Here is a 25579-nt window from a genome sequence, read left to right on the forward strand (position 1 = left end):
AAATTTAAATGAGAATTCTTCAAGCGACAACTGCAAGAGGCTGGAGCGGTGGAACGGAGCAGTGTCTTCTGCTGGCAAAGTATATGAACCGTATGGGTTATGAAACTCACATTCTTACATTTAAAGGATGTGAGCTGGATAAGAGGGCTGAAAAGCTTGGAATAGAAAGAGTCTATTTTCCTAATACTAAAAAGTTCAGTTTTTCTGAAGCAAAGAAACTGGCAGGAATTATTGGAAATTACGATATTGTGAATACCCACATATCAAAAGCCCACTGGTTTGTATGGCTGGCTTCTTGCTTTACTAATTCAAGACCGAAGTTGGTTTATACGAGACGGGTTCTTTTTGATATATCTTATCTTTCTGCCGTTACGAAGTATAACTTGAATGTTGATGCAATTATTGGTATATCCTATGAAATATGTGAGAAACTGAAGAAGAATCCTTTTCTAAAAAGAAAAGTACACTATATACCTTCTGGGGTAGAACTTGACAGGTTCCAGCCATTCATAGAATCAGTACTTAGAGAAGAATTGAACCTTTCAAGAGATACGTTAATACTTACTCAGGTTGCCAACTTTTCAGAAGTTAAAGGTCAACATATTCTTTTTCCTGCTTTTAAAAAACTTATAGATACTTATCCTGAAAGAAAGTTTGTTTTAATTCTGGCAGGTAGAGACACGCAGAGTGAGATGGCTTATTCTTTGATAAATCAATATAACCTGAAAAATAAGGTTATTCCTCTTGGATTTCGGAGGGATGTTCCTCGAATACTTAGCGATACAGATCTTTTTGTTTTTCCTTCGATAAATGAAGGTTTAGGAAGTTCTCTTCTTCAAGCAATGGCAATGAGAAAGATTGTTGTAGCTTCTTACGTTGGTGGGATAAAGAGTTATTTGAAACACATGGAGAACGGAATAGCAGTTGAACCGGGGAGCGTTGATTCTCTGTATCAGGGACTGCTCAAGGGATTGGAAAACTTAAACAACGAAAACATGAAAGAGAACGCAAGGAGAACAGCGCAAGGATTTGATATAAAAAACGTTACAGAAAAAACTTTACAACTTTATAAGGAGCTCCTGAGATGAAATTTCCAGTTTTTGAGGATTTTCTATCTGGAAAGGAAAAGATAGCTGTAGTCGGTCTTGGTTACGTCGGATTACCTTTAGCAGTTCTGCTTGCTGAAAAGTTCAGGGTTGTAGGTTTTGACATAAACAGTGAGAGGATAGAGGAACTAAAGGAAGGTTTTGATAGGACTGGAGAAGTTGAGAGTGGAAAGCTGAAAAGTATTCATATAGAGTACACAGACTCTCCAGATAAGCTCTCTGAGTGCAGACTTGTGATAGTTACAGTTCCTACTCCAATTGATGAGCATAAGATTCCTGACCTGACTCCTGTAAAGAAGGCCTCTGAGACTGTTGGAAGATTTATGAAACCGGGAACTGTTGTCGTCTATGAATCGACTGTCTATCCGGGTGTTACAGAGGAGATCTGTGTTCCAATTCTTGAAAATGAGTCAGGGCTTAAATATATGGAAGAATTTAAGGTTGGATACTCGCCAGAAAGGGTTAACCCTGGAGACAAGAGGCATACGATAGACAGGATAGTTAAAGTTGTTTCTGGTTGTGATAGAGAAACTTTGGAGCTCCTTTCTTCTATCTATGGCTCGGTAATTAAAGCAGGTATCCATAAAGCTCCAGACATAAGAACTGCTGAAGCTGCGAAGGTAATAGAGAACACCCAGAGAGATTTAAATATAGCCCTTATGAACGAGCTCGCTCTCATCTTTCACAAAATGGGAATAGACACGAGGGACGTTCTTGAAGCAGCAGGGACGAAGTGGAATTTCCTGAAGTTTGAGCCCGGGCTCGTAGGAGGACATTGTATCGGAGTGGATCCTTACTACCTGACTTTTAAAGCTCAGGAGCTGGGTTATCATCCAGAAGTTATCTTAGCGGGGAGGAGAATAAACAACTATATGGGTAAATTTGTTGCGGAGAGTACTGTTAAGCAGATGATAAAGGAGGGGAAACAGATTTTAAACTCAAAGGTTCTGATACTTGGCTTTACCTTTAAAGAAAATATCAGAGATGTCAGAAATACAAGGGTGATAGATATTTACAGGGAGCTTGAGAGTTACGGAGTAAAGCCGCACGTTTACGACCCTCATGCAATCCCTGAGGAGGTGAAAGAGGAATACGGAATAGAGCTCCTGAAGTCTCCAGAGGAAATGGCACCTTACGATGCTGTGGTGGTTGCTGTAAAGCACGAGGAGTTCAGGAAGCTAACACCTGAATTTTTCGAAAAGATTTCTGTTTCAAAGCCAATAGTTATGGACGTGAAGGGAATTTACAACAGGGAAGAATTTAAAGAGGTAGTTCTCTGGCGATTGTAAGGAAGTCTATACTCAAATCTATGCTGGATTTACATTACCTTTTCTAAAGGGGACTGGGGGATTTTTTTTGAGGTTCTTTAAGTTTCGAAAATCCACGAAATGTATGGTTTAACCTCTTCCGGACAGATTATCTCTTCATTTAAAAGCAGGGTAATTCCTACGTTGTAGGACCCCTTGAAGCCAAACCAGATGCTTTTTGAAATAAAGGAATTTCTTACAGCCTTTTTTACAGCTTCTTCAGTCTCCTCAGCTTCCAAAAGAAGAATAAAACTGGAGAGGTAGTGGTCTTCTGGAGTTTTTAGGAGTTTTTTTGAAACTCTTGGAAAGATATTCCACAGGTCTTTAAAATCATTGAGTATGAGTTTTTGATATCTTTTCCCGAAGATGTATAGAAAGCTCCTTATTTCGTAGTCTTTCATAAAAAAGGTTGTATGCACTAAGCTGGTTTCAAGATGGACGAAAAAGTCAAAAGTGATTCTGCTTACAGTAAAAGGTTCCAGAAACTCACCATATGGTAGAACTTTTTTCTTAACTTTCTCACTTAACAAAGAGGATTACCTCTTCTTTGTCTTTCTTTCCCTTTAAAAGCATTTCTCTGGCAAGCTTCTGGTAGTAAAAATCCTTGTTCTTTTCAAAAGCAGTAATCCTCTCTTTGAGGATTTCGTTCCGGTTTTTCCAGTAGTTCTCTTCTTTTTTAAGCTCTTTATAGGTTTCTTTTAACTTTCGGTAAGTAGAGAGGGAGTTATCCCCCAGAAAATAACTGTAGAAGGCCCAGGGGGCGAAAAAGATCCAGAAAAGGATAAGATATCTGAACCTACACTTCAGATTCTGTATCAATTAGTCCTCTCTCAATCAGTTCTTCATTATAGTAGCGCCTGTAAAGGGCATACCATTCAGGAGTTCCCTCGTAAATGGGTCTTGAGTGAGAAGCTATTTTTTCTCTAACTTTTTCGTCTATCTCTTTTCTGAGTTTTGCAATCTCTTCAAAGGATTTGACGATAGTTGCCCTTATGACACCTCTTTCCTGTGTGTAGTCCAGTTCTTCATCTGTCAGTATGAGTTTGAGAACCTTTCCAGCAAGGTAGTTGGCTTTTTCTCTGGAGAAAATGTTACCAACTACGGCAATTCCTCTCTCTTTCGCCAGTTTTTCCTTTATGAGCTTTCTCGCCTTGTGGATGGAAACTCCTCTGTATGTAACCTCTTCGGCGTTTTCCTGAATAATTCTTTCAGCTTCTTCTTCCAGCTCTTTTTCTGTGATGTAGTCATTGTAAAGGATGTCGTACACTTTCTTCTTGAACTCTTCTGGATTATCTGCAATAACGTACTCTTTTTCTAAGAGGTTGTCTGCGATTCTATCTGCAAGGAGTTTCAGAAATCTATTCTGTTTTGCCATCATTCCTCCTTTTTCATCTTTTGCAAAAGAGATTTTACCTTTTCTGCAGCCACTTCGCCTTCTTTTGTTCCTTGCTTCAGCTTCACAACTTTCTGATAGAGCTTGAGAGCCTGTTTGTAATCTCCTTTTTCCTCAAAAAGCTGAGCTGCTCTGTAGAGTGATGTGGAAGCCCAGGGTTCAACATCGCTGTATTCGTAATTTATCTTCATATAGTTGAGGATTGCTTCATCGATGTTGCCTTTTTCAGCTTGAATGGAAGCTTTCCAGAAGAGGGATTCAACTTTCTGCTCTTTTGTCTTTGCCTTTTTTATGGCTTCATTAATCAGTTTTTCGGCTTCGTCGAGCTTTTCTTCTTTTTCGGCAAAGATTGCAAGCCTTATAAGATCGTCGTAATCAATAGTTGAGAGGTTTCCTGAGTTTACGAGTTTGTCAACAATAGTTGATGCTTTTTCTTTATCTCCCATTAACTTGTAGTAGTTGGCGAGTTTAGCCAAGAAGGAACTTCTCTCATTTTCAGGAACGTTGTTGATATCCTTTATAGACTGGGCTGCAGTGTAGGCATCCACAAGTCTTCCGAGCTTCAGGAAGATCTTGAACGTGAGGAAGTTCTTGAGATCCTTATCGGACTGATTTCTGTTTGGCAGGAGCTCCACGTCTTTCAGAGCTCTGGAGTAGTTCTTCTCCTTCAGGTCTATGTCCACCAGTTTCTCTATGATTCTCTTTCTGATTTCATCTGAGGTTGTCCTTTCAAGTGCCAGTTTTAGCAGTCCATAAGCTTTTCCGTAATCCTCTGTTGAGATGTAATCTTCGGCCTTTGATATGAGGGTATCAACAGATGTTATTCCATTTTCAGGGTTGTATGCTATGAACTGAGGGTCGTTGAAGAGCACAGGTTCAAAGCTTCCTGATTTAAATGCGAGGTGGTTGACCATTTGTCTGGCGAAGTTTGATACTACCTCATCGGTGGAGTGGTTGAAGATGACTGTAAGGTATTCCATTGCCCTGTCAGGTGTTGACTTCTCGTAAGTAAGGGAGAGGTAAAGAGCAGCAGCAATTTTTTCGTTTCCGGAGAGTTGGGGCAGTAGTTTTTCTACCTTTTTGATGTTGTTTGAGGTTATGGCAGCCATTAGCTGAACAGATGGTGACGTAAAGTGGAATTTCTTTAAGTCCGATTCTTTCTGCAGGAGCTTTGAGAGATAGACCAGTCTGCCACCGTTAATTTCTGGATAGAGTCCGTTTGTCTTCAAGTGGTTTTTTAGAACTTCATAGGCTCTCTTTCTGTTTCCAATCTGAAATAGGTCAAATGCCAAGTATGTATTTGTATCTCCATCTTTAAATGAAACTCTTGAGAGATAAAGAGCTCCATTTTTAAAGTCCTTTTCGTTTGTGTAGCCAAGTCCCAGCAGCTTTTTAACTTCGTCGGTCTTCAGTCCAAGCTGGTTTTCTGCGTACTTCAGGAGTTTTACTGAAAGGACTGTATTTCCGCTGTAGAGGTAGGTTCTGGCAGCAGGGATTATGGCTTCTCTGTAAAAGGGAGTGTTCTGATAGCTCCTCATCAACTGTGTATAGACAACAGAAGCAACTTCTGTGTTGAAGCTGCCAAGCTTGCCAAGGAGATAGAGAGTTCTCGGCATGAGAAGTTTGTCTGATGTGTTCTGAACGGCTTTTTCGAGATAGGAGAGGGCTTTTCTGTAGAGTCCTCTTTCGTAGTAGATGTAACCAAGGTCGTGGTAAGAGCCAACCTCTTCTGGTACATCCGTTGAAAAAGAGAATATGTATGCTTTTGGATATAGCTCGGGATAGAGCTTTTTGAGCTTTTCAAAGTGAAAGTCGCATCTGAAAAAATCCAAGAGAACTTTTAACTTATCTGGGATTTCAGGTTTTGATACATTAAGTCCAATAATTTCCGGAATCTTTTCAGGATGACCCAGTTTGAAGTAGCACCATGCTTTTAGATACTTTGCTTCTTTTGAGTTAAGGTCTTTTAAGGTTTGGAGAGCTTCCTGATATTTTCCATTCAGGTAGTAAACCCTTGCAAGTTCAATTCTGACGTTATCGGATGGATATTTCTTGTAGAGTTTTTCCGCTTCGACGAGAGCTTCAGAAAATCGTTTCTTCCTCTCGAGGTATTTGACGTATTCGAGGATTTCTTCTGGGGAGCTAAACCATTTGCCGTAATTGTCAAATATGAGGTCGATCAGCCGGTAATCGTTTTTTTTAAGTGCAATCTGTAACGTTTTTTTCAGAAAAGAGCTCTCTTTGAGGGTGCCTTTCAGGTCTGTGTTCTTCGATGAGAGATTGGCGATGTAGAAGAGGTCGTCGGAGGAGAGTGGATAATTTGAAAGAGTTTTGAAGAACTGAATCTTGTTGTTAATGGAGAGTTTAAGGAGTTCATCCTGATTTATCACTTTTTGAATTGGTTTTCCAGCGCGGAGCTCTAACACAGTTTTTAGGGCTAAAAGCTCTCCTTTGTTGAAATCTGGGAAGTTCTTTTCCCAGTAGTTAACAAACTTTTTCAGATCTTCAAAGTCTTTGGATTTCAGGAACGATTGGTATATAACCTGGTAAAATTTTTTAAACTCTTCCGGTGAAAGTTTTTCCAGGTTTTCGCTGAAAGTCTTTGCTGCCAATGAATAAAGTCCATCCCTGTAGAGCTTTACACCAAGGTTAAAATCGGAAGCAAAAGCTGTGGAATAGAAGATTAAGGAAAGAGCTAAAACTTTAAGTCTCATTTTTTCCCCAGACAGCAAATTTTTTAAAGTAGTCTTAAATTATATTCCTATGGAAAAGCGGTTTAAAGTTATTTCTCCTTTTGAACCGAGAGGCGACCAGCCTAAAGCTATAAGAGAATTATCTGAAGGGATTAAAAAGGGTTTAAGGTATCAGACCCTTCTGGGCATTACCGGTAGTGGTAAAACCTACACAATTGCAAAGGTAATTGAGGAAGTTCAGAAACCAACCCTCGTTATCTCCCACAACAAAGTTCTTGCAGCCCAGCTCTACCACGAACTAAAGAACTTCTTTCCTGAGAATGCGGTTGAGTACTTTATCAGCTACTACGATTATTACCAGCCTGAAGCCTATATCCCAAGCAGAGATCTTTATATTGAGAAGGACTGTTCGATTAACCCTGTAATAGACAGGATGAGACACTCAGCAACCGTTTCTCTCCTTACAAGGCGGGATGTCATTGTTGTCTCTTCTGTCTCCTGCATCTACGGTCTCGGTTCTCCAGACTACTACAGGAATCTATCGTTAAGGTTTCAGGTTGGAGAGGAGATTGAAAGGGATGAGGTAATAAGAAAGCTTGTGACTCTTGGATATGAGAGAAGCGAGTACGAGCTAAAGCCAGGAATTTTTAAAGTAAGAGGGGACGTCATAGACATCTTTCCTGCTGATGTTGAAGATCACTTTATAAGGATTGAGCTCTTTGGAGATGAGGTTGATTCAATAGTTATGCTTGACTACTTCAACCAGAAAGTCCTAAAGGAGTTTGACTCTTATACTGTCTATCCTGCTTCCCACTATGCAACCCCCTATGCAAGGATAGTTGAAGCTGTTCAGTCGATAGAGAAGGAATTGGAAGAGAGGATAGACTACTTTTTGAAAGAGGAAAAAGAGCTTGAAGCAAGAAGGCTTGAACAGAGAACAAGGTACGATATGGAGCTCCTCCTTGAGATTGGCCACTGTAAAGGAATAGAGAACTACTCAAGACACCTTGACGGCAGGGAACCTGGAGAGCCTCCGTTTACCCTTCTTGATTACTTCCCTGATGATTTCCTTGTTGTCATAGACGAGTCCCACGTAACGATTCCTCAAATCAAGGCCATGTGGAGAGGAGACAGGGCGAGGAAGTACAACCTCGTTGAACACGGTTTTAGATTGCCATCAGCTTATGACAATAGACCTCTGAACTTTGAGGAGTTCTTAGAACGAGTTCCTCAGGCAATCTTTGTTTCTGCAACACCGGGGCCTTTTGAGCTTGAGGTTTCTGAGAAGGTTGTTGAGCAGATAATCAGACCAACGGGACTCCTTGACCCAGAGGTTGAGGTAAGGAAAACAGAGGGTCAGATAGATCACCTTCTTTCTGAAATCAGAGAAAGAGTAAACAGGAACGAGCGGGTTTTAATCACAACCCTTACAAAAAGGAGTGCCGAAGAGCTTACGGAGTATCTCCTTGAAAAGGGAATAAAAGCCAAGTACATGCATTCAGAGATAGACTCCGTTGAGAGGGTTGAGATTATAAGAGGATTGAGGAGCGGTGAATTTGATGTTCTCGTTGGAGTTAACCTTTTAAGAGAAGGGCTTGATCTGCCAGAAGTATCACTTGTTGCAATTCTTGATGCAGATAAAGAGGGCTTTTTGCGGTCAACAACTTCTCTTATTCAAACAATTGGTAGAGCGGCAAGAAATGTAAATGGAAAGGTAATCCTCTATGCTGACAGGATAACTCCATCGATGAAGAAAGCAATTGAGGAGACAGAGAGGAGAAGGAGAATTCAGAAGGAGTACAACGAGAAGTACGGTATAATGCCCCAGACTGTTAAGAGAAACCTTGAGACAAGCATTCTTGAAGATGCGGGTGTAACACCGTTCTATAGGATAAAGATTAAAGAAAATGAGAGAGTTCCGAAGACAGAAGAGGAGCTCCTTGAGGAGATTGCTCGCCTTGAAAAGGAGATGAGAGAAGCAGCTAAAAACTGGGAGTTTGAAAGGGCAGCAGAATTAAGAGATAAGATAAAAGAACTTAGAAAATTGCTAATTCCTGCATAGAATCTTTGGTTCCTATCTCACAGAGAGGGGGACTGTAAAGATTTTACCTTAAATTAAATATAAGGAATTTGTTATATTTATAAGTAATCTAAGGAGATGTTATGAAGTTTCTCAAGAACTTAACTCTCAAAAAAAGACTCCTTCTTTTGGTTGCTCTTCTGATTTTTCCACTACTTGTAATTGTAGCTAATACTGTATTTTCTGGATTAAGGGAAATTGACAAAATAAATAACGAACTGGAAGGATTGAAGCATCTAAAAGTTCATACAAGGTTGGTTCTTCTAATACAAAGACATAGAGGTCTAACGTTTCTCTACCTCAATGGAGGAAAAGAGGTAGAGGGAAGGATTAGAAAGCTGGAGTCTGAAATAGATAGTATTCTTTCAAACTGCATAGAACACTGTAAGGATGAAAGGGTAAAAGAAAAACTTAAGAGGTTTAAAGAAGTTTTTGGAAAGCTTAAGATAGAGGATGATCTTTACTCTCCCGAAAAATCTTTTGAGAGGCATACTAAACTGATTAGTGAATTTCTATCGCTTCTCAAAAGTGAAGCTTTTAAGCATGGAATTCTTACTGAGCCGGATCTAATTGTAAGGACATTGGCGGATACAGCTCTGCTTGAGATTCCAAAGCTAATTGAAACTGCAGGAAGGATTAGAGGTCTTGGAAGTGGAATTCTTGCAAGAGGAAATATAACGGAAGAAGAGAGAAGAAAAATCATTGAGCTCTATGGTAGTCTATTTGGATATGAAAGGGTGGTATTCTGGACAATAGAAAACATTGATGTTCCTGAGGAAATTCTCAGGAGTCTTAAGAGAGCCAAGAATAGGGTAAAGGAGTTCCTTGAGATTGTTGAGAATCACTTTTTGATTGAAAGTAAAACAAAGCTTTTGAGTCCAGTTGATTACTTCAATACATCAACAGTTACAGTTGATGAAATATTCAGAGTTTATGACTTAACCTCTTCTTACCTGAATAAGGTTCTTGAGGATAAAAAATCGTTGTTCATAAGTAATCTCCTTTTTAAAAGTTCAGCTCTTTTTCTCCTTTCAGGGTTCATACTCTATATAGTTTTCTTAATCTATAGAGTAACGGTTAGTTCTCTTGATTCTATACTCTTTGTAGCAAAGAGAATTTCAGAAGGAGACTTAGACGTAAAGCTTAGAGTAGAGACGAAAGATGAAATTGCCGTAGTTGCAAGCACTCTCAATACAGCCATTGAGAAGCTGAAGGAGACGATAACTCTTCTGAGAGACTACAAAATAGCTATAGATACAAGCAATATTATTTTCAAAACAGACCCTGATGGAATAATAATCTACGCGAACAAGAAGTTTGAAGAATTGAGTGGCTTTTCGGCAGATGAAATCATAGGAAAGCCAATAACTTTCCTCTATGAGACTTTTACTAATAAAGAAACCTTAAAAGAAATGCTTTCTTCAATGAAAGTGGGAAAGCTCTGGAAGGGAAGGCTTGTTGGAAGAAGGAAAAATGGTGAAAAGTGCATAATTGACACTACGGTTGTTCCTGTTTTCAAGAAGGATAAGTCGATTTTAGAGTTTTTAATTGTCTGCCATGATATAACTGAGCTTGAAGAGAACAGGCAGAAGCTCCAATATCTTCTCAACTACGATGCAGTAACAGGATTACCAAACAGAATTAAACTCCTTGAAGACATTCAAAAGCTACATAGACCAGCAATATGTGTTATGGATATTTCTGACTTCAGGTATTTAAATGAACTCTACGGCGAGGAGTGTGGAGATTCCATTCTTAAGCAGGTTGCAGAGGAATTGAAGAAGCTTGAGTCAAGAGTTCGTCTATATAGAGTCTATTCAGACGAATTTGCACTTCTTTATGATCTGGAGGAAGGAAAAATAAATCTAAAGGAGTTTTCGGATTACTGTAGTGAAACAATTAGTTCCCTGGAAGATAAAGCATTTAAGTGTAATGACTTTGATATTTTTCTTAACTTTACGGCGGGTATAGCTGAAGGAGAAGAGGAAAAGGAGAAATTGTTAATACATGCAGATATGGCACTAAACGAGGCGAAAAGAGAGAGGAAAAAAATTGTATTCCTGAAAGGTGAAGATAGAAAGAAGGAAAACTACTTAGAAAATATGCTGTGGATTAGAAAGGTTAAAAAAGCAATTGAAGAAGATAAGATAGTTCCTTTTTATCAACCAATAGTAAACAATAAGACAGGAAAAGTTGAAAAGTTTGAGGCTCTTGCAAGACTAATAGATGAAGATGGGAGCATTGTCCCTCCTGGGAAGTTTCTTTCAATTGCCAAGAAATCAAAACTATATCCAAAGATAACAAGAAATATTGTTAAGAAGGTTTTCAACGACTTCGAAAGACTGCCATTTGAGGTCTCAATAAACCTCTCTTTTGAAGACTTGATTTCGGAAAAAACTGTACAGTTTATACTCAATAAGGTGAAGAAATTTGCCGATCCTTCAAAAATAACTTTTGAAATTCTTGAAACAGAAGAGATAGAAAATTACAACCTCCTCTACGGTTTTATATCAAAGATAAAAGAGCTTGGATGCAAGTTTGCCATTGACGATTTCGGGACAGGTTACTCCAACCTTGAACACTTGATGAAGTTGAAAGTTGATTATCTGAAGATAGACGGTTCTATCATAAAGAGAATATCAGAAGATAAGGGGGCTCGTATTTTAACTGAAGCTGTGGTTTCTTTCTCTAAGGAACTGAAGATAAAAACCATTGCTGAGTTTGTTTCGGATCAAAATATATACGAAATGGTTAAAATGTTAGGAGTTGATTAGGGAGTGTCCATAGAACTGTGTAAATTCTATCATGCCTCTAACCTCTCCTCGAAAATTATTGACAGCTGCCCGTAAATAATACCCCAATCCTTGATAACACTTCTGTTCCATTTTTTCGCAAGTTCCAAAGCAGCTAAATAGAGGTTCTTAAGAACTGACATATCACTCGGAAATACCCTCTTTCCATCTGTTACCTTCCTGAACTTACTATTAATACTCTCTATGATGTTCGTCGTGTACATAAGTTTCCTGAGTTCAAGCGGATACTTAAAGTAAGCCATAAGCTCTTCCCAATTAGCTCTCCAACTCCTTACTACGTGTGGGTATTTACTTCCCCATTTCTCTTCAAACTCGTTCATCCTAAGTTCTGCTTCCTCAAGTGTAGCTGCTCCATAAACCCTCTTGAGATCCGATGATAATTCTTTTTTGTCTTTCCACGATACATATCTTAATGAGTTCCTTATCTGGTGAACTACACATTTTTGTATTTCTGCTTGAGGATATACTCCTTTTATGGCTTTCCCTATTCCTGACAGATTATCCACGCTAAATATCAGAACGTCTTTGACTCCTCTACTTTTTAGGTCATTTAGTACCTTGAACCAGAAGCTGGCACTTTCGCTCTCATTTATCCAAAAACCAAGGAGTTCCTTTCGTCCCTCTTTATTTACCCCTATGACCACGTAAACTGCTTTATCTACTACCTTGCCATCTTGTCGTACTTTGTAAAAGATGCAGTCTATATAAAGGATAACGTAAATTCTTTCAAGTGGTCTTGACTGCCATTCTTCTATTCTCGGAGTTAGTCTGTCGGTAATCTTTGAAATCAAAGAAGGACTTATGTCCATTCCATACATGTCGGAGAGTAATTCCTGAATGTCTCTTACTGTCATTCCCTTTGAATATAGGGCTATTATCTTGTTCTCCAGGTCTTCAAGGACTGTCTGGCGTTTTTTGACTATTTTGGGTTCAAAATCTCCCTTTCTATCTCTTGGAGTTTCAATCTCTACTTCTCCAGCTGCGGTTTTAACAGTCTTGGAGATATAGCCGTTTCTGGAGTTGTTAGAATTAGTACGCTCATACTTTGAATAGCCAAGGAACTCTTCAAGCTCTGCTTCTAAGGCTTCTTTTAATGTTTGTTGGATGAGCTTTTTAAGATCATCCTTAATGAGTTCTGGATCATATTTCTTTTTCATGTGTCCACCCTCCTTTAGGTTTAATTTTTACACACTTGGGTGGACACTCCCAGTTGATTACTCCCAGGGCTACTACTTAGGAAAGCCTGAACCGATAGAGGTAATAAGAGAAAGGTTCTCTTAATCTTAAGCTTCTTGAGTATCTCAAACTGTTTCTGCATCACATATTCAGTTGTTATACCAATGCCACGGTAACTAAACGTTTCTGGTTAGTATATAGCCAACGTTTGTCAGCGTTTTCAGATGTTTTCCTTTTTCACCCAACTTCTTTCTTAGCCTGTGGATATAAACGTCAAGAGTACGAGCGTTTTTCTTGCTTTTCCAAATTTTCTCAAGGATGAAATCCTTAGGCAGGACTTCTTCCTGGTATTTAATTAGGAGCTCCAGGATCTGGAGTTCTATCCTGGTCAGGTCGATACTTCTTTCGCCGATGATAACTCTACCCTCTTTCTTTTTCAGAATTATGTCTTCAAACTCAAGGACGTTCTTTAACTTTTCTCTGTAGCGTCTCATTATGGCAATGCATCTAGCGAGGAGCTCCCTTGTGCTGAACGGTTTCACCAGAAAATCATCAGCTCCCATTTCAAACCATCTGACTTTAACGTTGATGTCACAAACGGAACTAAGAACAATGATGGGGATACCCTTTTGTTCTTTCACCTTCTTGCAGATTTCAAGCCCCTTAACTCCCAGAAGGGCAAGATCAAGTATGAGAAGAGAATAACCATTTTTCGTAAATATGTCGTCTCTACTGCTGCCTATTTCAACATCAAATCCGTAGTCGGTAAAGATGTCGTAAATCTCTTTGGCAACACTTTTATCGTCTTCTATCAGAAGAATTTTCATGGCTCCCTTTTACATCCGTTTAACATGTTTTTTACAAGAAATTAACAGTTATTTCTAATCAACTTGTATAAGGAAATTTTAAAATTTTGTTACAATATTGGCAACAAAATGTAACAAGGAGGTGCTATGAGGAAGGTACTGACTGCGACATTGCTTGCAGCTCTTGCGGTTTCTCCTTCGTTTGCGCAGGAAGATGTTGAGGCTTTGAAAGCCCAGATTCAGCAACTCCAGGAGCAGATGGCAAAGCTCCAGGCAAAACTTGTAGAGCTTGAATCCCAGAAAGGAGTGGGAGCAAAAGCCGTAACAGGTGCAAAGAGTGGCATCAAGATCTACGGAAAAATCAAGCTTGATGCTATCTACGACACCCACAACATGGGAACAGACCAGTTTATAACAAAGCTTCCTGTGGGTGATAGGGAAGACCGTTCTACCTTCAACATGAAGGATACCCGTATTGGCTTTATCATTAACGGCCCTCAGGTTGACGACTGGAAGGTAACAGGAAGAGTCGAAGCAGACTTTTACGGAAAAGTTGTAAATAACGATGATAATGGAGGATTCAGAATTAGACTCTCCTACATTAACCTCAACAACGGTCAGGGAACAAACATCAGAATCGGTCAGGACTACATTCCTATTGCTTCTCAAATGGCATCAACCCTTGACTTTTTGAGCATGGGAGCTTCTGGTAACCTCTGGGACAGAGTACCTCAGGTTACTATAACTCAAAACTTTGGTAATGGTTTTGGAATCCTTGGAACAGTGTGGAAGAGTACTGCCACAACAGACCATGTTGGAATGAGAATGCCATGGGTGGGAGCAAAAGTCTTTTATAAAGGTGATGCTTTTGGAACAGGGAAACCACTTTACATTGCTCTCGGTGGTGCTTACAGACAAGGAACTGATAGTATAGATAAGAAAGACAATGCTGGTAATGTTATTGCAACCTATAAAGGTGATGTTGATGACTACCTTATAGCTGTTGAATGGAACATTCCATTTAACCTCATCTTCCCGATGGCGGTGAAGGGTGAAGCTTATGTAGGTCAAGGACTTACATCGAGGGATTTCCTGGTGTTTACAAACCCCCACTATCTTGACGGAACAGAAGTTAAGGAACTTCAAACAAGAGGTGGATTTATCCAGCTCAGTATGAAACCATTTAAGAAGGTTGGATTCAATTTCGGTGCGGGTATGAATGATCCTGATAACGATGATGCAAAGCTTTCTGGTGATTACGAGAAGAACTGGAGAGCTTTTGGAAACATCCTTTACAAGTTTGCTCCAAACGTAACGTTTGGATTTGAAGTTGATCATCAGGAGACTCTCTATGATGGAACTGTTGAGCATGGGGAAAGGTACATAGCTTCAGCTATCTACCTCTGGTAAATAAACTAAAGGAGGAAGGGTATGAAAAAGGAAGAACTCCTGAAAATTCTTGGTGATCCAGAGTTTCAGAATCTTGTAGGAAACGTAACCAGAGTTGTAACAATCTTCACTGTTATTATGCTTGTTGTTTATTACTCCTTTATCCTGATGCTTGCTTACGGGAAAGCTTTTCTTTCAACTCCTATCTGCGATGGTTGTGCAACAACAATTGGAATCATAATTGGTATCGGAGTAATTGTTTTCTCCTGGCTTCTTACAGGTGCCTACATCTGGTGGGCAAACAGCAATTATGACCCGACGGTTAGAAAACTCAGAGAAAAGTTCAGGAGGTAGGAATGGGAGTGTCAAGGAAATTACTGACAACAATTGGGGTGTTGCTGGGATTGAGCAGTCCTGCCTTTGCAGGGGAGGCTATTGTTGGAATGCACCCTGTGGCTATAGGTTTCTTCATAGTCTTCATAGCGATAACCCTTGGAATTACCTATTGGGCCGCAAGAAGATCAAGGACTGCAGCAGAATTCTATGCAGCGGGAAGGAGCATCTCCGGTTTTCAGAACGGACTTGCCATAGCTGGTGACTACATGAGTGCTGCTTCGTTCCTCGGTATTGCAGGTATGGTTGCAACAAAAGGTTACGATGGATTGATCTACTCCATCGGTTTCTTGGTTGGTTGGCCTATAATCATGTTCTTGCTTGCAGAACCTCTTAGAAACCTTGGTAAGTACACTTTTGCCGATGTTGTAGCCTACAGACTTCAGCTTAGACCGATAAAGATACTTGCAGCCCTTGGTTCAATAGCGGTTGTCATCCTCTACCTCATTGCCCAGATGGTTGGTTCCGGGAAGTTGATTCAATTGGTATTTGGAATTCCATACGACATTGCGGTTATCATCATTGGTGCTTTGATGATTACTTACGTTCTTTTTGGTGGAATGCTTGCAACAACATGGGTTCAGATAATCAAAGCAGTTCTCCTTCTTTCCGGTGCAACAATAATGACAATCTGGACTCTTGCGCTCTTTGGTTTTAGCCCTGAAGCGCTCTTTAAGGCCGTTAAGGAAACTGCGGGTGAAAGGTGGCTCCAGCCAGGTGGACTTGTTAGCAACCCGATTGACGCTATTTCCCTTGGTCTTGCTCTTATGTTTGGTACGGCAGGACTTCCTCATATCCTGATGAGGTTCTACACGGTTCCAGACGCTAAGGAAGCAAGGAAGTCTGTTTTCTTTGCGACAGGTTTCATTGGATACTTCTACATCCTCACTTTTGTTATCGGTTTTGGAGCTGTTGTTCTCGTTGGTCTTGATAAGATTCTCTCGATCGGTAAGGGTGGAAACATGGCGGCTCCACTCCTTGCCAAAGCCCTCGGTGGTGATGCGTTCCTTGGTTTCATTTCAGCAGTTGCCTTTGCAACAATCCTTGCAGTTGTCGCTGGACTTACACTTGCTGGAGCAAGTGCCCTCTCCCACGACCTCTATGTTGGTGCTATCAGGAAGGGAGAATCTTCTGAAGAGCAAGAGATAAAGATTACAAGGATTGCTGTTCTTCTCCTCGGAATCATTGCAATTGTCCTTGGAATTGCGTTTAAGGATCAGAACATTGCTTTTGTTGTTGGTTTAGCGTTTGCCATTGCGGCAAGTACAAACTTCCCAGCTTTAATCATGTCCATTTCCTGGAAGAGGTTTACAACAGCTGGAGCTGTCGCAAGCATGATAACTGGACTTGTTCTCTCAGTTATTCTCATCATCCTCAGTAAGACTGTTTGGGTAGATATTCTCAAGAATCCTGCTCCTATCTTCCCTTACAAGAACCCTGCAATCATCTCAATGACTGCAGCGTTTATTGTTGGAATTATCGTTTCTCTCTTCACAAAAGAACCTGAAGCAGAAGAGAAGTTTGAGGAAATGAAAGTAAGGAAGTATCTGGGAATTGGTGCTGAGTAGATAAATACTTTGGCAGGGAGGCACCTCCCTCCCTGCTTTTTAGTCTAAGTCAGGAGAGAACATGCTTGATCCAGTAAAGCTGTTTAAAACAATAGAGCCTTTTAAAGATTTACCTGAAGGAGAGATGAAGTTTTTAGCTAAAGCGATTGTTGCCGATTATGTGAGAAGAGATGCAGAAATTTTGAAAGAAGGTGAAGAGGTTAAGTATCTCTACATAATTGTTAAAGGAAGCTGTATTGTTAAGAAGGATGGAAAAGTCGTTGATATTCTTGAAAAGGGAGATTTCTTTGGAGCTTCATCGATAATATTCAAAGAGCCTTCAACGTTTACTGTAAAGGCTGCTGAAGATTCGATTCTCTACATGATTCCCCGAGAAGTTTTTGAAAAAATTCTGGAGGAATACCCACAGTTTAAGGAGTTTTTCACAAAGACAACTATTGAAAGGCTCAGTGAAGGTTATAGAAAGATTCAGCCAGGTGTAGAGGACACTATATCACTTCTTCCTGTTAGAGAGTTGAGACTTAGTCCTCCTGTTTTCTGTGAGGAAGGTGAAAACATAAAAGTTGTAGCAGAAAAAATGGTAGAGAAAGGGACTTCCTACTGTCTGGTTAAATCAAAAAAGACTGGAATTATCACAGATATGGATATAAAGACAAAAGTTGTTGCAAAAGGATTGAATCCATTAGATGTAAAAGCAAAAGAGATAGCCACTTTTCCTGTTTTAATGATAAATAGTAATGATTTTGTCTTTGAAGCAATTATAAAAATGATTAACAACAATGTAAAAAGGCTTCCAGTAGTTGAAAATGGAGAAATAATTGGAGTTCTGGAAGATAGAACAATTTTTATTCAGCAGTCGAGAAACTTTGTTTTCCTTGCAAAAGAGATAGAGGCTGAAAAGGAGATTAAAAACCTTAAACGGCTTTTCCTTTCTGTAGAGGAGGCAATAGAACCTCTCTTTAAGACAGGAAAGGACATAGTAATTCTCCAACGTTACATAAGTGAAATAAACGACAAGTTCATTAAAAAGGCTGTAGAACTTGCTTTTGAAAGAGTTGGAAAGCCGACAGGTGATTTCGCATTTCTGGTTCTTGGTAGTGAAGGGAGAAGAGAGCAAACGATAAAGACCGATATTGATAACGCAATAATCTACAGGAATCCAGAGGAGAGAGAGTATTTCTTAAAGCTTGGGAAAGCCATAACAGAAATTTTGCTTGAAATAGGCTTTCCAGAGTGTCCTGGAAAAGTTATGGCTTCCAATTCAGAGTGGGTGAAATCTTTTGATGGCTGGAAATATACTCTTGAAGAGTGGTTTTCCAGACCGGATGGGAAAAGTATCCTGAAATCGAGTATCTTTCTTGACTTTAGACCTGTCTATGGAGATAGGAGTTTGGCAGAGGAACTCCGGGATTTTGTAAATAAACTGGCAAAGAACTACAGAAATTTCCTTGTGGCGATGGTCTATAAAGTCCTTGAGGCAACACTTCCTCTGAACATTTTTCAGAGGTTTGTCCTTGAAAAGAGTGGAGAACACAAGGGAGAGCTCGATCTCAAGAGAGGTGGAATTTTTCCCATCACTCAGGGTGTTCGGGTACTTGCTCTTGAAAATGGCATAAGTGAAACAAACACGGTAGAGAGATTGAAACTTCTAAAGGATCGGATAGGAAAGGATTTTAGCGAAGAGCTTATTGAAACTTTTAAATTTCTCCAAGCTCTTAGACTGAAGAATCAGTTGGATAAAATTAGCAAAGGGCTGAAGCCAGATAATTACATAAATCCAGATAAATTAACAAAGTTTGAAAGAGATTTACTAAAAGATGCCTTTAAAGTAATCTCAAGATTTCAGGAGATGCTGGGAGTTCACTTTAGATTGAGGGTATAAATGGGTGTTGTTAGAGAAATAAAAAAGTTTATGTACAGAAATAATCCTCATTTTAAGAGATTTTTTAAAGAGGTTAACCTTAGTAAACCAGAGAACGTTGTTTTCTGTTCTTTTGATCTCGAAACAACTGGGCTTGATTTCAAAAATGATGAAATCATTTCAATAGGAGCAGTGAAGATAATCGATTTTAAAGTTGATTTTTCAACTACGTTTTACACTCTTGTTAAACCTGGGAGAAATTTAGATAAGGAAAATGTGTTGATTCATGGGATCAGGGAAGAGGAACTCCAGAATGCTCCATCCATAAAAGAGGTTTTGCCTGATTTCCTTGATTACATAAGAGGAACAGTACTCCTGGGTTACTTTGTAACGTTTGATATAGCAATGATTTCAAAATACACAAAGAAGTTTTTCGGTTTTGAGATTCTTAACCCCTACATAGATCTTCAGCAGCTCTACCAGTTGAGTCTAAGGAAAAGGTATCTAACCAGCCGTATATCAGAGGAAAAGAGTCTCGATGAGATGGCGAAAGAGCTCGGAATTGAAGTGGAAAAGAGGCACGATGCTATGTGTGACTGTCTTATTTCTGCCTTTGTCTTTCTCTACTTTGTAAAAACAGGAATTAACTGGAAAAAAGCAGTTAACATTTAAACCACATAAAAGGAGGTAACCATGGCAGAAGAGAAGCTCGACCACCTGCTGAAAAAGGAAAACGTTATCTATCCGCCAAAAGAGTTTGTAGAAAAGGCAAACGTAAAGGACTACGAAGCTGAGTACAGCAGGTTCAAGGAAGATCCTGAAAAATTCTGGGCAAGTGTTGCCGAAGAACTCTTCTGGTACGAAAAGTGGGAAAAGGTTCTTGAGTGGAACTACCCTTATGCAAAGTGGTTTGTTGGTGGAAAGACAAACATAACTGTCAACGCTCTTGACAGACACGTCAAGAATGGAAAGAAAAACAAAGTTGCGTTCTTCTGGGAAGATGAGCTTGGAAACGAAAAGGTTGTTACCTACGGTGAACTTTACAGATTGGTAAACAAACTGGCAAATGCTCTGAAGGCTGCCGGAATCAAGAAGGGAGACAGAGTCGTAATCTACATGCCTCTTGTTGTTGAGCAGGTTGCTGCAATGCTTGCCTGTGCAAGGATTGGAGCTATCCACTCAGTTGTCTATGCAGGATTCAGCGTTCCAGCTCTCAGACACAGGATAGAGGATGCAGAAGCAAAGCTTGTAATCACAGCAGACGTAACGATTAGAAGAGGAAGAGCAATTCCTCTCAAGAGAATTGTTGACGAAGCAATTATGGATCTTCCATTCGTTGAGCAGGTTGTTGTTCTGAGAAGGCTGGAGCCAAAGGTTGACCTTATTGGTGAAAAGGAAGTTGATTTCTACGAGTTTATCGATGGACACCTTGACTACTGTGAGCCAGAAGTGATGGATGCAGAAGATCCTCTCTTCATTCTCTACACATCTGGTTCTACAGGTAAGCCGAAGGGTGTTCTCCACACAACTGGTGGATACATGGTTGGAACTTACTACTCAATGAAGACTATTTTTGACCTGAAAGAGGATGACGTTTATTGGTGTACTGCTGACCCAGGATGGATTACAGGACACAGCTATATCGTTTATGGACCTCTTGTTGCTGGAGCTACACAGGTTATTGCAGAAGGAGCTCCAAACTATCCAGACTTTGGAAGATGGTGGAAGATAATTGAAAAGTACGGTGTAAACATCTTCTACACAGCACCAACTGCTATCAGGATGTTCATGAAAGCTGGAGAAGAGTGGCCTAACAAGTATGATCTTTCATCTCTCAGACTTCTTGGTTCTGTTGGTGAACCTATCAACCCAGAAGCATGGCTCTGGTATTACAGAGTTATTGGTAAAGAAAAATGTCCAATTGTTGATACATGGTGGCAGACAGAAACCGGTGCTGTGATGATTACAACAATCGATGGCCTTCCAATGAAACCAGGTAAAGCTGGTAAACCTGTTCCCGGTGTTATTGCAGATGTTGTTGATAAAGAAGGAAATCCTGTTGAGGCTGACAAAGGTGGATTCCTTGTTATTAAGTATCCATGGCCTTCCATGATGAGGACTATTTTCAAGAACCCAGAAAGGTACGAGCAGTACTGGAACACCATTCCAAACTGTTACACAGCTGGAGACGTTGCAGTTAAGGATAAGGACGGCTACATAATGATCCTTGGTAGGGCGGATGACGTTATCAACGTTTCCGGACACAGAATAGGAACGATGGAAGTTGAGTCAGCTCTTGTTTCCCATCCAGCGGTTGCAGAAGCTGCTGTTATTGGTAAGCCTGATCCTGTTAAGGGAGAGACAATCAAAGCGTTTGTAATTCTCAAGGAGGGTTACAGCGCTTCTGAGAAACTCGTTAACGATCTCAAATACCACGTTAGGATGGAGCTTGGAGCTCTTGCAGTCCCATCAGAAATTGAGTTTGTGGATAAACTTCCAAAGACAAGAAGCGGTAAGATCATGAGAAGGGTTCTCAAAGCCAAAGAACTGGGAATGGATCCAGGAGACCTTTCAACTCTTGAAGATTAATTGTAGTGGGGGCTTCTGCCCCCTCCCTTTAATATTTTCTTGAACTTATTAGCAAGAAATTATCTCTTAAAGATTATTTCTTTGATGAGTTTGGTTAGAGCAAGATATGGAGATAATGGTGGTATAGACGTGTTTTCTAATATGCTCTTATATAATTCTCTTCTATACGTTAAATCTTTGATTTCTTTTACATCAACAATGCGGGCAGTCACTTGTATTTTCTCGAGCTGACTTACTAAAGCTTTAAAAGTTATATTATCTTTTGGATTTAAAAGAGTGGGATTTATTTGAACAAAATTTTTTTAGTAATAATGTCCATTTCTATGTTAGGTGGTTTTTTTCTCTCAATAGAAAGTTCTAGGATCTTAGAGTTATCACCAAAGTTTACAATGATAGGTTTAATGATATCGTCTCTAGTTATGGGAACATTTCCAGAATTGATAATTCTAAATAAAATTAAAGAAACATCACTAACATTCTTTCCGTCAAAGAATATTTCTATTCTGTTCTTAACATTGCTATCGATTTTTATTAGTGGTATATTCTGTAATAATTCATAACAGAGTTCTTTCTTCTTTCTAATTAAAATGACTTGAGAAATACCTAATATAATTGTTATACCTCCTATGACTGCTGTTAATATTTGCCATGTTAAAGGGTTGTTCCACATCTTATATTTAGCCTCCTTTTTAATGTTTAATTGTCTGTTGAAGGGAATTGCTTATATTTTCTCACATAGAAAAAACATTTTCATGGGAAATGAATGAAACCTGAAGTCCTTTCACCGGCAGGAAATCTTGAAAAGCTAAGGTTTGCAATAGATTTCGGAGCTGATGCAGTTTACCTTGGAGGTAAACTTTTTAACCTCAGGGCAAAGGCGAACAACTTCACCATTGAAGAGATGGCGGAAGGAATCGATTACGCCCACAAAAGAGGCAGAAAGGTTTATGTAACGTTGAATGCTTTTGCGAGAAATTCCGATTTTGAAGGAATAGAGACGTTTATAAAAGAGGTTAAGGAACTTCATCCAGATGCGTTCATCGTCTCAGATCTGGGTGTTCTTTCCACAGTTAAGGATATAGCCCCTGAAGTTGATGTTCACATAAGCACGCAGGCAAACACCACAAACTATAGAGCTGTGAAGGTTTATAGAGACCTTGGGGTAAGCAGAGTTGTCCTTGCGAGGGAACTCTCAATAGATGAGATAAGGGAAATCAAAGAGAGAGTCCCAGATATGGAAGTCGAGGTGTTTGTCCACGGAGCAATGTGTATGGCTTACTCTGGAAGATGTCTTCTTTCCAATTACCTCTCTTACAGGGAAAGTAATAAGGGTGCGTGTTCTCAAAGCTGTCGATGGAAGTACTATCTCGTTGAAGAGACCCGTCCGGGAGAGTTTATACCGATAGAGGAGGATGAAAAAGGGACATATATATTCAACTCAAAGGATCTCTGTGCTCTTCCACTTCTTGGAGAGCTGATAGATGCTGGTGTTGATTCTTTGAAAATTGAGGGAAGAGTAAAAAGTGCCTACTACGTTGCTGTTACAACGAGTGTTTATAGGAGAGCTGTTGATCTGATTTTAAATGACAGGGAAACATTCAGAAAAGAACTTCCACTTCTCCTTGAAGAGCTTAAAAAAGTTAGTCACAGACCTTACACCATAGGATTTCTTTCAGGAAACGGAAAGAATCTCCAGCACTACGAGACAAGTTCCTACATAAGAAACTACAAGTTTCTTGCAGTCTTTAAAGATGGAAAGTGGAATGTAAGAAATGCATTAAAGGTTGGTGATGAAGTAGAGATTTTTACTCCAGATGCTAAAACAAGAAAGACCTTTATAAGAGGCATTCGGATTTTCAGGAAAGATACACTTGAAGTGGTAGAAGTTGCTCATCCGAATCAGATAGCTGTTTTAGAACTAGAGGATGAACTGAAAATTCCAGAAAACGCAATATTGAGAAGGAAAGAATCACTTTAGTAGTTCTCCCATCTTGAAAATTGGTAGATACATAGCGATGATGATAAATCCGATAATTCCTCCTATGATTACCATCATCATTGGTTCTATCAAAGATGTCAAAGCATCAACAGTTCTATCTACTTCCTCTTCGTAGAAGTCGGCAACTTTGGTTAGCATCTCATCTAAGGTTCCTGCCTCTTCTCCAATTGCTACCATATTAATGAGCATTGGTGGAAAAACTTTGTATCTTGAAAGTGCAACTGAGATACTGACTCCTTTTTCAACCTGTTCTCTGACTCCATCTATAGCTTTTCTCAAAACTTCATTGTTTGCTGTTTCTCCTGCTATTGAAAGCGCATCGAGGATGTTAAGACCACTTCCGATCATTGAAGACAGTGTTCGAGAGAAACTCGCAATGTTAGATTTTAGGATTAGTTCTCCAAAAATTGGAAGGCGGAGAAAGAATGAATCCATTACATATCTTACTTGCTTGATTTTTCGTAATTGAATCAGTAGAACAATAGTCACAACAAATCCCAAAACAATCCAACCAATATAGTCTCTCAAAAAGTTACTTGTGTTGATTACAAGCTGTGTAAGAGCTGGAAGCTCGCCTCCTAAATCCTCATAGAGAGCTTTAAACGTAGGAACTACAAAAACGAGAATACCTCCTACTATTATTGTAGTTATCACCAGAACGAAAACGGGGTAAGAGAGGGCACTTTTGATTTTTCCTCTAAGTTTTTCAATTTTTTCAAGGTAGTCCGATAGTTTTTTAAGAGTTTCTTCCAGTGTACCTGACTCTTCTGCTGCTTTTATCATACTAATGTAAAGATCTCCAAAAACATTCTTGTACTTTGAAAGGGCAGTTGAAAACCTTCCACCTTCTTCAATATGGGAAGCAAGATCTCCAGTGATTTGTTTAAGTCTTTTGTTTGAGATTTGCTCTTTTATAACTTTAAGTGCAGCGACAATGGGAATACCTGCATGTACCATGGCGTACAGTTGTCTGGTAAATACAAGAATGTCTTTTAGAGTTACTCTATTGAGGAAGGAAAAGTCTAATTCAGTTTTGAAAAATGACTTATCTTCTTTAAGCTTTTCTATGCGAACTATTCCTCTAGAGAAAAGAAGCTCCCTTGCCAGTTCTTCATTGTCTGCTTCTATCTTTCCTTTTCTCCTTCTGTCAAGAACATCTCTGCCAACGTATGTGTATATTGCCATCGCTATCTTTTAGAATAGGCTTTGATAAGTGATTCAAGTTCCCTTACATCTGGAGATACCTTTTTGGCTTCTTCAATAGTTATAAGACCTTCAGTGTATAACTTTGCAAGTGATTGATTCATAGTTATCATTCCTGTAGCAGCCTGTCCTGTTTGCATTAACGAGTATATTTGATGAAGTTTGTTTTCCCTTATGAGATTTCTTATAGCGGGAGTAGGAATAAAAACTTCTACAGCGGCGACCCGTCCCTTTCCGTCTTTTCTCCTTAGAAGTTTTTGGGCAATAGCACCGACCAGAACGAAAGATAACTGAATTCTAGCTTGAACTTGTTTTTCTGGGGGAAAGACATCGATTATACGGTTAATTGTTTCTATAGTTGAATTTGTATGTAGAGTAGAAAACACAAGGTGCCCAGTTTCGGCTGCGGTGAGAGCAGCTTCAATTGTTTCAGGATCTCTCATCTCACCGACCAGAATAACGTCTGGATCTTCACGAAGAGCAGCTCTTAAGGCATTTGCAAAGGATTTTGTATCTACTCCCAGTTCTCTTTGAGTTACAAGGGATTTCTTATGTTCATAAACAAACTCTATGGGATCCTCTATCGTTATAATGTGGTATGGATAGGTTTCATTAATGATATTTATCAAAGAAGCAAGAGTTGTTGATTTACCTGAACCTGTAGGACCTGTAACAAGTACAAGTCCTTTATCTTTATGAGCAAAATTTTCTACTACTGGCGGTAATCCAAGTTCTGAAAATTTTGGAACTTCGTAAGGAATCAAACGGAAGGCAGCAGCTAAGGTTGTTCTTTGATAATAAGCATTACCTCTGAATCTTGCAAGTCCTTTTATTCCAAAAGAGAAATCCAACTCCAGGTCTTCTTCTAACCTTTTCTTTTGAAAATCGGTTAGGACACTGTATATGAGTTGTTTGGTGTCTGATGGAGAAAGGACGCCATAACCTTCAACGGGAATTAGCTTTCCGTTAATTCTCAATCTTGGAGGACTTCCGGGTGCAATATGAAGGTCTGACGCTTTACGTTCAACGACTTCCTTTAAAAGATCAATAATATTTACTGTCATACTTCCGTTCCATAGTCTGGTATTCTGTGCAAAAAATGCTTTATCGTCACTCTGAACCTGCTTTAGCAGGTTCAGAATCCCTAAGGGGTCTCAAGTAGAGATTCCCACAAGTAGCATCTTAATGAGAAGCTACCCATTG

Annotated in this window: 20 protein-coding genes; 11 read left to right on the forward strand and 9 right to left on the reverse strand. The window is 39.5% G+C overall.

Annotation, left to right across the window (positions count from 1 at the left end):
• Positions 1-8: 8 nt before the first annotated feature.
• Complete coding sequence (locus tag ACYQ3A_RS06925; protein WP_459896460.1) at positions 9-1088, forward strand: glycosyltransferase family 4 protein; 1080 nt, start codon at positions 9-11, stop codon at positions 1086-1088.
• Positions 1085-2395 (forward strand): nucleotide sugar dehydrogenase, encoded by a 1311-nt coding sequence (locus ACYQ3A_RS06930; protein ID WP_459896462.1) that lies wholly within the window; start codon positions 1085-1087, stop codon positions 2393-2395. Before ACYQ3A_RS06925 ends, ACYQ3A_RS06930 begins: the two co-directional genes overlap by 4 nt.
• A gap of 77 nt (positions 2396-2472) precedes the next feature.
• Here the strand turns inward: ACYQ3A_RS06930 and ACYQ3A_RS06935 are convergent, their stop codons facing one another.
• Genes ACYQ3A_RS06935 through ACYQ3A_RS06950 form a run of 4 tightly spaced genes read right to left on the reverse strand, consistent with a single transcriptional unit; the run spans position 2473 to position 6520 of the window.
• Entirely contained in the window at positions 2473-2943 is a 471-nt protein-coding gene (locus ACYQ3A_RS06935) for a DUF8052 family protein (RefSeq protein ID WP_459896464.1), read from the reverse strand.
• Positions 2933-3232: an FtsB family cell division protein gene (locus tag ACYQ3A_RS06940; RefSeq protein ID WP_459896466.1), complete on the reverse strand. Its 300-nt coding sequence runs from the start codon at positions 3230-3232 to the stop codon at positions 2933-2935. The genes ACYQ3A_RS06935 and ACYQ3A_RS06940 overlap by 11 nt, the downstream gene beginning before the upstream one ends.
• A complete protein-coding gene (locus ACYQ3A_RS06945) occupies positions 3210-3788 on the reverse strand; it encodes a DUF507 family protein (protein ID WP_459896468.1) in 579 nt (192 codons plus the stop codon). The genes ACYQ3A_RS06940 and ACYQ3A_RS06945 overlap by 23 nt, the downstream gene beginning before the upstream one ends.
• Positions 3788-6520 carry a tetratricopeptide repeat protein gene (locus ACYQ3A_RS06950; RefSeq protein WP_459896470.1) on the reverse strand — a complete coding sequence of 911 codons (2733 nt, stop codon included), beginning with the start codon at positions 6518-6520 and terminating at the stop codon, positions 3788-3790. The genes ACYQ3A_RS06945 and ACYQ3A_RS06950 overlap by 1 nt, the downstream gene beginning before the upstream one ends.
• 49 nt (positions 6521-6569) lie before the next feature.
• Between ACYQ3A_RS06950 and uvrB the strand changes: the two genes are divergently transcribed.
• Positions 6570-8561, forward strand: coding sequence for an excinuclease ABC subunit UvrB (uvrB, locus tag ACYQ3A_RS06955; protein ID WP_459896472.1), 1992 nt, complete (start codon positions 6570-6572; stop codon positions 8559-8561).
• Between the two features lie 101 nt (positions 8562-8662).
• The gene (locus ACYQ3A_RS06960; protein WP_459896474.1) at positions 8663-11353 is read left to right on the forward strand and encodes an EAL domain-containing protein; all 2691 of its coding nucleotides are present in this window, start codon (positions 8663-8665) and stop codon (positions 11351-11353) included.
• A 29-nt stretch (positions 11354-11382) separates the two neighbouring features.
• Here ACYQ3A_RS06960 and ACYQ3A_RS06965 read toward each other — a convergent pair whose 3' ends face one another.
• Positions 11383-12549 carry an IS256 family transposase gene (locus ACYQ3A_RS06965; protein ID WP_459896368.1) on the reverse strand — a complete coding sequence of 389 codons (1167 nt, stop codon included), beginning with the start codon at positions 12547-12549 and terminating at the stop codon, positions 11383-11385.
• A 195-nt stretch (positions 12550-12744) separates the two neighbouring features.
• Positions 12745-13395, reverse strand: coding sequence for a response regulator transcription factor (locus tag ACYQ3A_RS06970; RefSeq protein ID WP_459896476.1), 651 nt, complete (start codon positions 13393-13395; stop codon positions 12745-12747).
• 126 nt (positions 13396-13521) lie between these two features.
• Here ACYQ3A_RS06970 and ACYQ3A_RS06975 point away from each other — a divergent pair, with 126 nt between their 5' ends.
• From ACYQ3A_RS06975 to acs, 6 genes are all read left to right on the forward strand, one after another.
• Positions 13522-14784, forward strand: coding sequence for a DcaP family trimeric outer membrane transporter (locus ACYQ3A_RS06975; RefSeq protein ID WP_459896478.1), 1263 nt, complete (start codon positions 13522-13524; stop codon positions 14782-14784).
• Positions 14785-14805: 21 nt separating this feature from the next.
• Complete coding sequence (locus ACYQ3A_RS06980) at positions 14806-15117, forward strand: DUF485 domain-containing protein (RefSeq protein ID WP_459896480.1); 312 nt, start codon at positions 14806-14808, stop codon at positions 15115-15117.
• A gap of 89 nt (positions 15118-15206) precedes the next feature.
• Positions 15207-16724 carry a cation/acetate symporter ActP gene (gene actP, locus ACYQ3A_RS06985; protein ID WP_459897439.1) on the forward strand — a complete coding sequence of 506 codons (1518 nt, stop codon included), beginning with the start codon at positions 15207-15209 and terminating at the stop codon, positions 16722-16724.
• Between the two features lie 61 nt (positions 16725-16785).
• The gene (locus tag ACYQ3A_RS06990) at positions 16786-18606 is read left to right on the forward strand and encodes a putative nucleotidyltransferase substrate binding domain-containing protein (protein ID WP_459896482.1); all 1821 of its coding nucleotides are present in this window, start codon (positions 16786-16788) and stop codon (positions 18604-18606) included.
• A complete protein-coding gene (locus ACYQ3A_RS06995) occupies positions 18607-19257 on the forward strand; it encodes a 3'-5' exonuclease (protein ID WP_459896484.1) in 651 nt (216 codons plus the stop codon). It begins immediately after the preceding gene.
• Between the two features lie 21 nt (positions 19258-19278).
• Positions 19279-21174: an acetate--CoA ligase gene (gene acs / locus ACYQ3A_RS07000; RefSeq protein WP_459896486.1), complete on the forward strand. Its 1896-nt coding sequence runs from the start codon at positions 19279-19281 to the stop codon at positions 21172-21174.
• A gap of 283 nt (positions 21175-21457) precedes the next feature.
• Here the strand turns inward: acs and ACYQ3A_RS07005 are convergent, their stop codons facing one another.
• Entirely contained in the window at positions 21458-21844 is a 387-nt protein-coding gene (locus tag ACYQ3A_RS07005; protein ID WP_459896487.1) for a hypothetical protein, read from the reverse strand.
• Between the two features lie 93 nt (positions 21845-21937).
• Here ACYQ3A_RS07005 and ACYQ3A_RS07010 point away from each other — a divergent pair, with 93 nt between their 5' ends.
• Positions 21938-23152, forward strand: coding sequence for a peptidase U32 family protein (locus ACYQ3A_RS07010; protein WP_459896488.1), 1215 nt, complete (start codon positions 21938-21940; stop codon positions 23150-23152).
• On the opposite strand, the gene ACYQ3A_RS07015 is transcribed toward ACYQ3A_RS07010, so the two are convergent.
• Together ACYQ3A_RS07015 and ACYQ3A_RS07020 are read right to left on the reverse strand one after the other, a co-directional pair.
• A complete protein-coding gene (locus ACYQ3A_RS07015) occupies positions 23144-24358 on the reverse strand; it encodes a type II secretion system F family protein (RefSeq protein WP_459896489.1) in 1215 nt (404 codons plus the stop codon). The two genes, ACYQ3A_RS07010 and ACYQ3A_RS07015, sit on opposite strands and share 9 nt — an antisense overlap.
• A gap of 2 nt (positions 24359-24360) precedes the next feature.
• On the reverse strand, positions 24361-25440 hold the full coding sequence (locus tag ACYQ3A_RS07020; protein WP_459896490.1) for a type IV pilus twitching motility protein PilT: 1080 nt from the start codon (positions 25438-25440) through the stop codon (positions 24361-24363).
• Between the last annotated feature and the right edge of the window lie 139 nt (positions 25441-25579).

This window comes from Desulfurobacterium crinifex, assembly GCF_054656775.1.